Source organism: Kribbella sp. NBC_00709, from assembly GCF_036226565.1.
GTDB lineage: Bacteria > Actinomycetota > Actinomycetes > Propionibacteriales > Kribbellaceae > Kribbella.
In genome coordinates, this window is sequence record NZ_CP108996.1 from 4360062 (window position 1) to 4372286 (window position 12225).

General features: G+C 68.3%; 12 protein-coding genes. 8 read left to right on the forward strand and 4 right to left on the reverse strand.

Going from position 1 to position 12225, the window contains the following annotated elements:
* Window positions 1–209: 209 nt before the first annotated feature.
* From OHA18_RS21480 to OHA18_RS21505, 6 genes are all read left to right on the forward strand, one after another.
* A complete protein-coding gene (locus tag OHA18_RS21480) occupies window positions 210–1289 on the forward strand; it encodes a BMP family lipoprotein (protein WP_329005962.1) in 1080 nt (359 codons plus the stop codon).
* Between the two features lie 95 nt (window positions 1290–1384).
* A complete protein-coding gene (locus tag OHA18_RS21485) occupies window positions 1385–2935 on the forward strand; it encodes an ABC transporter ATP-binding protein (protein ID WP_329005963.1) in 1551 nt (516 codons plus the stop codon).
* Entirely contained in the window at window positions 2936–4153 is a 1218-nt protein-coding gene (locus tag OHA18_RS21490) for an ABC transporter permease (protein WP_329005964.1), read from the forward strand.
* The gene (locus OHA18_RS21495; RefSeq protein WP_329005965.1) at window positions 4150–5439 is read left to right on the forward strand and encodes an ABC transporter permease; all 1290 of its coding nucleotides are present in this window, start codon (window positions 4150–4152) and stop codon (window positions 5437–5439) included. Before OHA18_RS21490 ends, OHA18_RS21495 begins: the two co-directional genes overlap by 4 nt.
* Complete coding sequence (locus tag OHA18_RS21500) at window positions 5417–5824, forward strand: cytidine deaminase (RefSeq protein WP_329005966.1); 408 nt, start codon at window positions 5417–5419, stop codon at window positions 5822–5824. The genes OHA18_RS21495 and OHA18_RS21500 overlap by 23 nt, the downstream gene beginning before the upstream one ends.
* Entirely contained in the window at window positions 5824–7098 is a 1275-nt protein-coding gene (locus tag OHA18_RS21505) for a thymidine phosphorylase (protein ID WP_329005967.1), read from the forward strand. The genes OHA18_RS21500 and OHA18_RS21505 overlap by 1 nt, the downstream gene beginning before the upstream one ends.
* On the opposite strand, the gene OHA18_RS21510 is transcribed toward OHA18_RS21505, so the two are convergent.
* Window positions 7095–7757 carry a hypothetical protein gene (locus OHA18_RS21510; protein WP_329005968.1) on the reverse strand — a complete coding sequence of 221 codons (663 nt, stop codon included), beginning with the start codon at window positions 7755–7757 and terminating at the stop codon, window positions 7095–7097. The two genes, OHA18_RS21505 and OHA18_RS21510, sit on opposite strands and share 4 nt — an antisense overlap.
* A 97-nt stretch (window positions 7758–7854) precedes the next feature.
* Window positions 7855–8454 (reverse strand): uridine kinase family protein, encoded by a 600-nt coding sequence (locus OHA18_RS21515; protein ID WP_329005969.1) that lies wholly within the window; start codon window positions 8452–8454, stop codon window positions 7855–7857.
* A 68-nt stretch (window positions 8455–8522) separates the two neighbouring features.
* Between OHA18_RS21515 and OHA18_RS21520 the strand changes: the two genes are divergently transcribed.
* Window positions 8523–8951, forward strand: coding sequence for a hypothetical protein (locus OHA18_RS21520; RefSeq protein WP_329005970.1), 429 nt, complete (start codon window positions 8523–8525; stop codon window positions 8949–8951).
* On the opposite strand, the gene OHA18_RS21525 is transcribed toward OHA18_RS21520, so the two are convergent.
* Window positions 8908–9699: a phosphotransferase gene (locus OHA18_RS21525; RefSeq protein ID WP_329005971.1), complete on the reverse strand. Its 792-nt coding sequence runs from the start codon at window positions 9697–9699 to the stop codon at window positions 8908–8910. The genes OHA18_RS21520 and OHA18_RS21525 overlap by 44 nt on opposite strands.
* A gap of 6 nt (window positions 9700–9705) precedes the next feature.
* Entirely contained in the window at window positions 9706–10653 is a 948-nt protein-coding gene (locus OHA18_RS21530) for a sugar-binding transcriptional regulator (RefSeq protein WP_329005972.1), read from the reverse strand.
* Between the two features lie 201 nt (window positions 10654–10854).
* On the opposite strand from OHA18_RS21530, the gene OHA18_RS21535 reads away from it, so the two are divergent.
* Window positions 10855–12216, forward strand: coding sequence for an ABC transporter substrate-binding protein (locus OHA18_RS21535; protein WP_329005973.1), 1362 nt, complete (start codon window positions 10855–10857; stop codon window positions 12214–12216).
* The last annotated feature ends 9 nt before the right edge of the window (window positions 12217–12225 follow it).

Genomic DNA, 12225 nt, shown 5'->3' on the forward strand with positions numbered 1-12225 from the left:
ACCGTGACGTTGGCGCCGCAGCCGGTGACCGTACCGGAGAAGTTGTCGAAATGTGACGCGAATGCCGGTCACTTTCCGGTATCGAGGCCTGCTCGACGTTCAAAGAATGACGGGGCGCGCCCTATAGTCTGCGGATGCGGCACGTGGGGGAAGGCGTGCCGGGCAGATGCAGTGGCACAGGTTTTTCTGGTCGACGAAGGAGACGTCCGGTGAAGAAGTACGTGCGGGGAACGGCGATCGTGGGCGTGCTGACGCTCGCCGTCGCCGCTTGTGGCAGCAAGCCGAGCGACAACGCGAGCTCCGGCAGCAGCGCCAACAAGGACTTCAAGGCCTGCATGGTCTCCGACTCGGGGGGTTTCGACGACAAGTCGTTCAACCAGACCTCGTACAAGGGCCTGCAGGACGCGGTGAAGGAGAGGGGCCTGACCGAGGTCAAGGCCGAGTCGAAGTCGGACAACGACTACACGACGAACATGACCGCGATGGTCAGCGCCAAGTGCAACGTCATCGTCGCCGTCGGCTTCAAGCTCGAGGACGCCACCGAGGCGGCCGCCAAGGCGAACCCGAACATCAAGTTCGCCATCGTCGACTCGGCGCCGAAAGCACCGATCGCGAACCTGAAGCCGCTGCTGTTCAACACCGCGCAGTCCAGCTTCCAGGCCGGCTACCTGGCCGCCGCGATGACGAAGTCCGGCAAGGTCGGCACGTTCGGCGGCCTGCAGATCCCGACCGTGACCATCTTCATGGACGGCTTCGCCCAGGGCGTGCGCTACTACAACACGCAGAAGAGCAAGAACGTCCAGGTGCTCGGCTGGGACGACCAGAAGCAGAAGGGCCTGTTCACGGGCGACTTCGAGGACAAGGCCAAGGGGCAGAACAACGCGCAGAACCTGATCACCCAGGGCGCCGACGTGCTGTTCCCGGTCGCCGGTCCGTCCGGTCTGGGCGGTCTGCAGGCAGCGAAGGCCAGCAACGGCAAGGTCAACGCGATCTGGGTCGACACCGACGGCTGCATCAGTGCCGAGGAGTACTGCTCGGTGCTGATGAGCAGTGTCGAGAAGGGCATGGACGTCGCGGTCAAGGACGCGGTGATCTCGGTCGTCGACAACAAGTTCGACAACACCCAGTTCACCGGCACCCTGCAGAACGGTGGTACGGCGATCGCGCCGTTCCACGACTTCGACAGCAAGATCCCGGCGGACGTGAAGTCCGAGCTGGACACGATCAAGGCCGACATCATCAGCGGCAAGATCACCATCGAGTCGAAGGTTCAGCCGAAGGCGTCCTGAACCGCCGCACGTTTGCGTAGTACGGTGCGAGCCAGGAAGGCAGTCGACCTACAGGTCGTGCCTTCCTGGCTCTCCGTCTGAGAGGGAAGGCTGCCATGCACCTCGAGCTGTCCGGCCTGACCAAGAGCTTCGGCTCGCTGGTCGCCAACGACCACATCGACCTGGTGATCGAGCCGGGCGAGATCCACTGCCTGCTCGGCGAGAACGGAGCCGGTAAGAGCACGCTGATGAACATGCTCTACGGGCTGCTGCAGCCCGACGAGGGCGAGATCCTGATCGACGGCGAGAAGGTCCGGATCAGCTCGCCGAGCGATGCGATCCAGCACGGTATCGGCATGGTGCACCAGCACTTCATGCTCGTCCCGGTGTTCACCGTCGCCGAGAACATCATGCTCGGCCGGGAGAACACCCGGGCCGCCGGTGTGCTGGACCGCAAGAAGGCGAATCGCCTCGTCACCGAGCTGTCCGAGCGGTACGGGTTCGAGGTCGACCCCGAGGCGCTGGTCGAGGACATCCCGGTCGGCGTCCAGCAGCGGGTGGAGATCATCAAGGCGCTCGCCAACGACGCCAGTGTGCTGATCCTGGACGAGCCGACCGCGGTGCTCACCCCGGCCGAGATCGAGGAGCTGATCGGCGTCATGCGTCAGCTCAAGGAGAACGGCACCTCGATCGTCTTCATCACCCACAAGCTCAAAGAGGTCAAGGCCATCGCGGACAAGATCACCGTGATCCGCCGCGGCAAGGTGGTCGGTCAGGCCGAGCCGTCGGAGACCGAGGAGCAGCTCGCCGAGCTGATGGTGGGCCGCGCCGTCGACCTGGTGGTGGACAAGGCGCCGGCCCAGCCGAAGGACGTCGTACTGCGGGTCGAGGGGCTGACCGTGATCGACGAGCGCGGGTTCACCGCCGTCGACGACGTGGACCTCGAGGTGCGGGCCGGCGAGATCGTCGCCGTGGCCGGTGTCCAGGGCAACGGTCAGACCGAGCTCGCCGAGGCGCTGCTGGGGCTGATCCAGATCGCGGCCGGCACGATCTCGCTGGACGGCGAGGACCTGACCGGCCGGACGACCAGACAGCGGCTCGACGCCGGGATCGGCTACGTTCCCGAGGACCGGGCGCACGACGGGTTCGTCGGCTCGTTCACGGTGGCCGAGAACCTGGTCCTCGACCTGTTCCGCAAGGCGCCGTTCGGCAACGGACTGGCGCTGCGGACCGACGAGATCGACCAGAACGCGCAGGCCCGGGTGGAGGAGTTCGACATCCGCACCCAGGGCATCGACCTGCCGGTGTCGTCGCTGTCCGGCGGCAACCAGCAGAAGGTGGTGCTGGCGCGCGAGCTGTCCCGGCCGCTGAAGCTGCTGGTCGCGTCGCAGCCGACCCGCGGTGTGGACGTCGGCTCGATCGAGTTCCTGCACAGCCGGATCGTCGAGGAACGCGACAACGGCACCGCGGTCCTGATCGTGTCCACCGAGCTGGACGAGATCGCCGCCCTGACCGACCGGGTCGCGGTGATGTACCGCGGCAAGGTGGTCGGCGTCGTACCGGCCGACACCCCGCGCGACGAGCTCGGCCTGATGATGGCCGGCGCCTCCAAGTCCGAGGCGCACGATGTCGCGATCGAGAACCCGACCACGTTGGGAACCATCTAGATGAGCCCCGAAGAAGACACAGACACCACCGTCGAGCCGGCCCCGGCCGCGCCCGCACCGGCCAGGGAACCGCGGCGCTCGGGCCTGCCGTCGTGGGCGATCCAGGGCCTGGTCTCACTGAGCGCGATCGTGCTGGCCCTGGTGGTCGGCGCGATCCTGATCATCGTCAGCGACGACCAGGTGAAGACCGCGATGGGGTACTTCGGCGCCGCGCCGATGGACACCATCTCCGCGGCCGCGAGTGCCGTCGGTGAGGCCTACAAGGCGCTCGCCCTCGGTGCGTTCGGCTCGGTCACCGCGATCAGCGAATCGTTGACCCAGGCAACCCCGCTGATCTGCGGCGGTCTGGCGGTCTCGCTCGCCTTCCGCACCGGGCTGTTCAACATCGGCGCCCAGGGCCAGCTGATCGCCGGTGCGATCCTGGCCTCGTACGTCGGTTTCGCCTGGCACCTGCCGGTCGGCCTGCACCTGATCGTGGCGATCCTCGCCGGCCTGCTCGGCGGAGCTTTGTGGGGTGGCGTCGTCGGCCTGCTGAAGGCCCGCACCGGCGCGCACGAGGTGATCGTCACGATCATGCTCAACTACGTCGCGATCTACCTGCTCGCCTGGCTGCTGACCACGTCGACGTTCCGGCGGCCCGGGCGGACCGACCCGATCTCGCCGATCGTCGACGCGAACGCGCAGTACCCGCAGTTCGGCGACACCCGGCTGCACGGCGGCTTCATCCTCTCGGTGCTCGCCGCGATCTTCGTCTGGTGGTTGCTGAACCGGTCCACCGTCGGCTTCGAGTTGCGTGCCGTCGGAGCGAACGCCGATGCTTCGCGGACAGCGGGGATGTCGGTCGGACGCGCGTACATCATCGCGATGGTCGTCGCCGGTGCGCTCGCCGGTCTGGCCGGCACCCAGCAGGTGCTCGGGACGGACCTGCCGCTGACCGATGGTGTCGCGGCATCGGTCGGGTTCGACGCGATCACGGTCGCGCTGCTGGGCCGCGGTACGCCGCTCGGCACCGTCCTGGCGGGCCTGCTGTTCGGCGCGCTGAACGCGGGCGGCCTGCAGATGCAGCTGATCACCCAGACCCCGTTGACCCTGACCACCGTCCTGCAGGCCGTGATCGTGCTGTTCGTCGCGGCTCCGGCGCTGGTGCGTTCGATCTTCCGGTTCCTGCCGAAGGAACGCGGTGCCGGCGCTGTCCTCGCGAAAGGCTGGAACGGATGACCGAGACCACTCCGGATGCCGTGCCCGCGGCGCCGGCCAAGCCGCAGGTCATCGAGGGCCCGGCCGACCGGACCCGGCGGCTGCGAGTCGGCACCTTGATGCTGGTGTTCGCCCTGATCGGCCTGGTGCTGGCGATCTTCACCAAGAGCGGCAAGGCGACGTTCCAGCTCGTCTCCGGCGATCTGCAGAACAACCTGCTCCATCTGCCCGCGCAGGCGGTCGGATTGCTGCTCGGCATCATCGGCGTCGGCGCCGCGGCTGCCTACATCCTGCGCCGGGTGCCGCAGCGGTACGCCGGCTGGCTGGCCGCCATCCTCGGCGTGTGCTTCATCGGCGCGTTCCTGTGCTGGGCCTCCGCGGGCAAGGTCTTCCCGCTGGCGAACCAGTTCCAGGGCACGCTGAACTTCGCCACCCCGCTGATCCTCGGCGCGCTCGCGGGTGTGCTGTCCGAGCGGGCCGGCGTCATCAACATCGCGATCGAGGGCCAGTTCCTGGTCGGCGCGTTCACCGCGGCCGTCGTCGCCAGTACGACCGGCAGCGCGGCGGCCGCCCTGATCGCCGCCGCCGCGACCGGTGTCCTGATGGCCGCGCTGCTCGCGGTGTTCTCGATCAAGTACCTGGTCAACCAGGTCGTGCTCGGTGTCGTCCTGGTGGTCTTCGCGACCGGCATCACCGGCTTCCTGTTCGACGAGTTCCTGCAGCCGAACGCGGACAAGCTGAACACGCCGGACGTGCTGTCGGCGGTGAAGATCCCCGGTCTGGCCAGCATCCCGTTCTTCGGGCCGATCCTGTTCAACCAGACGATCCTGGTGTACCTGACCTATTTCGCGGTCGCCGTCGTCACGTTCGTGCTGTTCCAGACCCGGTGGGGCCTGCGGATCCGCGCGGTCGGCGAGCACCCGAAGGCGGCCGACACGGTCGGCATCAAGGTCAAGCGCATCCGGTACTCCGCCGTTCTCTCGGCCGGCATCCTGGCCGGACTCGGCGGCGCGTTCTTCACCGTCGGGTACGCCGGTTCGTTCAGCAAGGAGATGACCGCGGGCAACGGGTTCATCGCCCTCGCCGCGCTGATCATGGGCCGTTGGCACCCGATCGGTGCGACCGTCGCGGCCCTGTTCTTCGGCTTCGCGACCCAGCTGCAGTCCCAGCTCCAGATCATCCAGACCCCGATCCCCGGCGAACTGTTGCTGATGGCCCCGTATCTGGCCACCATCATCGCGGTCGCCGGACTGGTCGGCAGGGTGAGAGCGCCGAAGGCCGACGGTGAGCCCTACGTCACCGAATGAGGTCGACTGGCCGGCGCTGCGCGCGGTGGCCATCGAGATGATGCACCGGGCCTACGCGCCGTACTCGCATTTCGCGGTCGGCGCGGCGGCCCTGGTGGACGACGGCCGGGTTGTTGCCGGGTGCAACGTGGAGAACGCTTCGTACGGCCTGACGTTGTGTGCCGAGTGCGGGCTGGTGTCGGATCTGCACCGGACCGGGGGCGGGCGGCTGGTTGCGTTCACCTGCGTGGATCGGCACGAGCATCTGCTGACGCCGTGCGGACGGTGCCGGCAGTTGCTGCACGAGAACGGCGGCCCTGGGCTGCTGATCGAGACGCCGACGGGCGTCCGGCCGTTGCGGGAGTTGCTGCCGGACGCGTTCGGGCCCGAGTTTCTGGAGGAGTAATGAGTTTCGACGCGGTGGATGTCATCCGGGCCAAGCGGGACAAGGGCGAGCTGAGCGACGGGCAGATCGACTGGGTGATCGACGCCTACACCAAGGGCGACGTCGCCGACGAGCAGATGTCCGCGCTCGCGATGGCGATCCTGCTGAACGGGATGAACCGGCGCGAGATCGCCCGCTGGACCGCGGCGATGATCGCGTCCGGCGAGCGGATGGACTTCGGCAAGCTGTCCCGGCCGACCGCGGACAAGCACTCGACCGGCGGTGTCGGCGACAAGATCACGTTGCCGTTGGCACCATTGGTCGCGGCCTGCGGGGTCGCCGTACCGCAGCTGTCCGGGCGCGGTCTCGGGCACACCGGCGGCACGCTGGACAAGCTGGAGTCGATCCCCGGCTGGCGCGCGGCGCTGTCGAACGACGAGATGATGCAGCAGCTGGAGGATGTCGGCGCGGTGATCTGCGCCGCCGGCGACGGTCTGGCTCCGGCCGACAAGAAGCTGTACGCACTGCGCGACGTGACCGGCACGGTCGAGGCGATCCCGTTGATCGCCAGCTCGATCATGAGCAAGAAGATTGCCGAGGGCACCGGTGCGCTGGTCTTGGACGTGAAGGTCGGATCCGGCGCGTTCATGAAGGATCTGACCGACGCCCGCGACCTCGCCGAGACCATGGTTGCGCTGGGCACCGACGCCGGCGTGAAGACCGTTGCCCTGCTGACCGACATGTCCGTACCGCTCGGCCTGACCGCGGGCAACGCGCTCGAGGTCCGGGAATCCGTCGAGGTGCTGGCCGGCGGCGGTCCCGCGGACGTGGTCGAGCTGACCGTTGCCCTGGCCAAGGAGATGCTCGCCGCGGCCGGCGTCACCGACGTCGACCCGGCCGAGAAGCTGCGCGACGGTACTGCGATGGACGCCTGGCGCGCGATGATCTCCGCCCAGGGTGGCGATCCGTCCGCGGAGCTCCCGATCGCGCCCGAGCAGCACGTCGTACCGGCTCCGGCCTCTGGCACCCTGTCCAAGCTCGACGCCCTCGCTGTCGGTGTGGCCGCTTGGCGTCTTGGTGCGGGGCGGGCGCGCAAGGAGGACCCGGTGTCCGCGGTGGCCGGCGTGGAGCTGCACGCCAAGCCCGGCGACCAGATCCAGGAAGGTCAGCCCCTGCTGACGCTGCACACTGATGACGCGAGCCGGATCGACCGTGCGCTGGAGTCGCTGGCCGACGCGGTAGCGGTCGCGGACTCCTACCAGCCAGGTCCGTTGGTGATAGACCGGATCGGTTAACTCGAGGTCGCGGTGAGGCGGGCTCGCTGTTCCTTCGCCAATGCGGTCACGAGCGCGGTGTCCGGGGTGAGATTGCTGCCCAGGGCACCTACCTCGCGGACGCTGATCTCGACGACCATCGGGCCGACGGCGAGGCTGACCTCGGCAACGGCAGCGGACTGGTCGGTGCCGCCGTCGTACTCGACCCGGGCGTCGGACAGGGCGCCGGCGAGGTTGAACGGGTGCTCGTGGGTGTCCTGGTTCCACAGACCCTTCTGGAGAACCGCTGCCTTGCCGGCCGAGCCGGTCTTGAACAGCTGCAGCGTGTAACGCTTCTTCCTGTCCGGGCTGACGCGGCTGGCGCGGTACCCCTCGGCGAAGCTCGCGTTCAGCAGCAGCGCGCGGTCCAGCGCCGGGTCGGCGGACCAGGTGTTCAGGAACGCGGTCGCGGTGAACGGGCCGGTGTCATTGCGCGGGTCGGCGACATAACCGCGAGGCAGGGCGACGAGGCCGGCCAGCGAGCTCTTCGACTTCTGCGCCGGGCCCGACAGCGCCGAGTGCTTGGCGGCGGGAGTCTCGGCTGCGCCGGCCGACGTACCGTCCTCGCTGCCGCAGGCGGTCACACCCAGCAGCAGGCCGGTCACGACAACGGCAACGCCCAGGGTTCGGCTCCGTTTCACGGTCCCTCTCCGTCCGGCTACTCGCCCCCGAGCGCATCCGACAGTTCCGAGGCCGATGCCATCAGAAGATGGTGAACTCCAGGCGAACAGTCTTGTCCTACGAGGACGTGGACGGCGTGAGAAGCGTCTCGATCCGGTGGCGGGCGGCCTTCGGGTGCAGGGGTTCGCAGCCGGCTTCGACGCAGCGGCGGACGACCTGGGGATCGTCGCGGAGCAGGAGCAGTCCGCGCCTGAGCAGGGTCAGCGGGGGTTTGCGGTGCTCGCGCAGATCCCGCTGGAAGCGGCGGAAGAACGTGACGAGCCGGTGGTGGTAGACGCAGATCGCGGCGGCGAGCAGGCCACGGTCGCGGAGCGCGCCGGCGATCTGATCCGCGAAGATGCCCTCAGCAACGATCAGTGTCGAACCCTCGGTGGTGACCGGACGGTGACCGACGGTGCCGTCGGCGGCGATGTCGTAGATCGGGAGGTCCGCGGCACCCGTCGTGCACAGCTGTTCGAGGGCCGCGACCGCGCGGTCGCCGTCCCAGGACCGCGGGTCGTCCCAGTCGACGATGCCGAGCGGGGAGCGCGGCATCGCCTCGTCGTCCCCGTCGCGGTAGAAGTCGTCCAGCCGCACCACTGGCAACCCGACCTGCTCCGCCAGCCGCGACTTCCCAGCCCCCGACGGCCCAGCCAGCAACACCACCCGTGAACCCACCGCCACATTCTCTGCCACTTCCTGCAGTAACAGCCAATCCGCACCTGCGATATCCAGGTGTGCCGAAAATGAAGCTGGGTGCCGCCTGCTACGCCCTGATCGCGGTGGGGTGGCTCGTGTCCGGCGTGCTGACCCTCCGCGGGTTCGGCCCGTACGCGGGAGCCGAACGGTGGTTCCAGGTAGCAACCGCAGCCGTGGTGGGGCTGACCGGCGTCCTGTTCGGGGTCGGCGCGGCGACGCGGCGAGGGTTGATCGCCGATCGTGGGCCGTGGATCTGCCGGCGTGGCTGGATCGTGGTGATCGGTCTGGTCGCGACGGCCTTCGTGCTGTCGCTGCTCACCGACCAGGACGGGGTCCCGCCGTTCCCGAATCTGCTGGCGGCGTTCATCCCGCCGTGGGTCAGGCGGCTGCAGGGCAAGTACTACGAGGGTGTCCAGGAGGCCGAGCGGGAGCTCAGTCCAGGAGAGCCTGGTGGAGTGACGCGGCCTGTTGGGTGAACCAGGTGTTGGTGCGGTTGGTGAGTTCGGATTCGCCGGTGGTCCAGCGTTGGTGGAACCAGGGGTGGCCGGTTTCGGCGCCGCGGCGGACGTAGTCCATGCACCAGACGTGGTTGTCGGCGGCCGCGTCGACCAGGCGGAGGCGGTCGGCGTCCGTCAGGCCGTAGGCGTCGGCGAAGCGGCGCAGGCGGGCCAGGGAGCGACCTCGGCGTACGTCGTGAATGTCCGCGTCGGGGCGTAGCGGGGCCCACAAGCGGACCGCCGTGGCGACGTCCCAGAGCGGTGAACCAGGGCCGGCGAGGTCGAAGTCGATCAGCGCGACCGCGACGCCGTCCCGGAACACGACGTTGTCCAGGTTCGGATCGTTGTGGCTGATCAGTCCGGTGACGTACGCGGCCGGCACCGGCTCGGCCCACTCCAGACCGGCGGGCCGGAAGTCCGCCACCGCCTCGTGGTACGCCCGCAGCAGCTGCGCGACGCTGTCCAGCGCCTCGTCCGTCATCGACCAGTCCGGGTACGGCGTCGTCACCGTCTCGCCGGAGAGGTACGACAACACCTCCCGCCCGTGCGAGTCGATCCCCAGGAACGTCGGCGCGCCCTTGAACCCGGCGCTCTCCAGATGCTGCAGCAGCGCATGCGTCGCCGTACTGCTGGCGCGCAACGGTCTCCGGACGGTGTCCCCGACCCGCACGACCAACCCACGGTTCGCAGTACCGCCGAGCAACTGGGTCTCAACCTCAGCAGGCATCGCGGGTCAGTGTGTCTCGTTCAGCAGGGCCTTCGCCAGGGGTGCGTGGGTAACGATCCCGTTGACCAGTCCACTGCGTACGGCGGCGCGCACCGCGGCGACCTTCGCCAGGCCGTACGGAATCGCGATCACCTCGTCGATCTTGTCCATCTGCTCGGCGTTGATCGCGATCACCCGGTCGGTGACGCGGCTCTGCACCGGCTGGCCGTCCGCGTCCACGAACACCCCGGAGATATCCGCGACCACACCGCGTTTCTCGAGCTGTTCGCAGGCCTTCTCGTCCATCGCGTCGTACAGCGTCGACTGCCCGGCCGCCCACGACCCGAGCCCGACCACGGCCTTGGTCACCGAGTCGAAGTGGCTGATCGCCTCCGCCACCTCGGGCTGCTGCCGCAACGCCCGCGCGGTGGCCGCATCCGGCACGACGAGCGGCGCATAGAACAGGTACGCCGGTCCGCCGGACAACCGCGCCGTGTGGCGGACGAGCTCCACCGAGTTCGCCTCGACGTCCGGCCGGGTGAGCGCACCGGTGAGCTGGACGACCGGCACCGGCGCGAGTGCGGTCAGCTGCTCGGTCATCGCGGTCACCGCACGGGCCCACGCGAGGCCGAGCACGTCTTCAGGCGTGACGATCTCCGACAGCAGATCGGCGGCCGCCTTGCCGAGCTGGGTCCGCAGGGCGGGCTCGTCGACCTCGGGGGTGTCGACGACGATCGCGCGCCGCAGCCCGAGCGACTCCTGCAGCCGCGAGGACAGGTCGAGGTCGATGGCGCCCGGGTGGCTGATCTCGATCCGCACCAGCCCACTGCTGCGCGCTTGATCGAGCAACCGCGCGACTTTGAACCGGCTCAGCCGGAACTCGTCCGCGATCTCCACCTTCGATCGCCCGTCGACGTAGTACCGCCGTGCGATCGACGCGGTGAGCACCAACTGTGCCGGCCCGACGGTCTCCATGAACAGCCTCCCCGCTCATATGAGCACCAACGGACCCAAGTGTTGCACAGACCCTTGACAGGTCAAGTGCCTTCCCGGTTCACTCATGCTGTGAGCGGACCCGTGCTCAAATGAGCACACCCCTGAAAGCACAAGACAAAAGCAACAGCCAAAAGCCCCGCCTCGCTTCGCTCGGCGGGGGTGTGGGATGAGGAGCGGCTAGTGCCCGGACGAAGGCTTACGGCGGTCGGGATCGCACTCGTGCTGGGTGCGGTCAGCGGCTGCGCCGGCTGGGGTGGTGGCGCCGGTGGCGGCGACAGCGCCGACAGCATCAACGTGCTGATGGTGAACAACCCGCAGATGGTCGATCTGCAGAAACTCACCGCGGACAACTTCACCAAGCAGACCGGCATCCACGTGAACTTCACCGTGCTGCCGGAGAACGACGTCCGGGACAAGATCAGCCAGGAGTTCTCCAGCCAGGCCGGTCAGTACGACGTGGCGTCGGTGAGCAACTTCGAGATCCCGATCTACGCCAGGAGCAAGTGGATCGCGCCGCTGTCGGACTACATCGCCAAGGACCCGTCGTTCGACCAGGACGACATCCTCAAGCCGATGACCCAGTCGATGACCGCGGACGACGGCAAGATCTACGGCGAACCGTTCTACGGCGAGTCGTCGTTCCTGATGTACCGCAAGGACATCCTGGCCTCCAAGGGCATCACGATGCCCGCCAAGCCGACCTGGCAGGAGGTCGCGGACATCGCGGCCAAGGTCGACAACGCGCAACCGGGGATGCGTGGCATCTGTCTGCGCGGCCAGCCCGGCTGGGGTCAGGTGTTCGCTCCGCTCACGACGGTGGTGAACACCTTCGGCGGCACCTGGTTCACGCAGGACTGGCAGGCCCAGGTCGACTCGCCGGCGTTCACCGAGGCGACCAAGTTCTACGTCGATCTGGTCCGCGCCCACGGCGAGGCGGGCGCACCGCAGGCCGGCTTCACCGAGTGCCTGAACAACACCATCCAGAGCAACGTCGCGATGTGGTACGACGCGACGTCGGCGGCCGGATCGCTCGAGGCGCCGAACTCGCCGGTCAAGGGCAAGATGGGCTACGCGCCGGCGCCGGTCGTCAAGACCGACAGCTCCGGCTGGCTGTACGCGTGGGCCTGGGGCATCCAGGAAGCCTCGAAGAAGAAGGACGCGGCCTGGAAGTTCATCTCCTGGGCCTCCGGCAAGGACTACGAGAAGCTCGTCGGCGAGAAGGTTGGCTGGTCCAACGTTCCGGCCGGCAAGCGCGCGTCGACGTACGAGATCCCGGACTACGTCAAGGAGGCGACCGCCTTCGCGGAGCCGACCAAGTCGGCGATCGAGAACGCGGACCCGAACAACCCGGGCGTCCAGCCGCGGCCGGCGCCGGGGATCCAGTTCGTCGACATCCCGGAGTTCCCGGACCTCGGGACCCAGGTCAGTCAGGACGTGAGCTCGGCGATCGCCGGGCGGATGAGCGTCGACAAGGCCTTGAAACGCGGGCAGGTGCTCGCCGACGACGTCGCCGAGCGGTACCGCTCGCGACAGGCGAAGTGAGGGGAGTGG

Excerpts from the sequence above, each read along its gene's own strand:
- OHA18_RS21495 (WP_329005965.1), top strand. The coding sequence starts at position 4,150 with ATGACCGAGACCACTCCGGATGCCGTGCCCGCGGCGCCGGCCAAGCCG.
- OHA18_RS21490 (WP_329005964.1), top strand. The coding sequence starts at position 2,936 with ATGAGCCCCGAAGAAGACACAGACACCACCGTCGAGCCGGCCCCGGCC.
- OHA18_RS21505 (WP_329005967.1), top strand. The coding sequence starts at position 5,824 with ATGAGTTTCGACGCGGTGGATGTCATCCGGGCCAAGCGGGACAAGGGC.
- OHA18_RS21485 (WP_329005963.1), top strand. The coding sequence starts at position 1,385 with ATGCACCTCGAGCTGTCCGGCCTGACCAAGAGCTTCGGCTCGCTGGTC.
- OHA18_RS21530 (WP_329005972.1), bottom strand. The coding sequence starts at position 10,653 with ATGGAGACCGTCGGGCCGGCACAGTTGGTGCTCACCGCGTCGATCGCA.
- OHA18_RS21520 (WP_329005970.1), top strand. The coding sequence starts at position 8,523 with ATGAAGCTGGGTGCCGCCTGCTACGCCCTGATCGCGGTGGGGTGGCTC.
- OHA18_RS21525 (WP_329005971.1), bottom strand. The coding sequence starts at position 9,699 with ATGCCTGCTGAGGTTGAGACCCAGTTGCTCGGCGGTACTGCGAACCGT.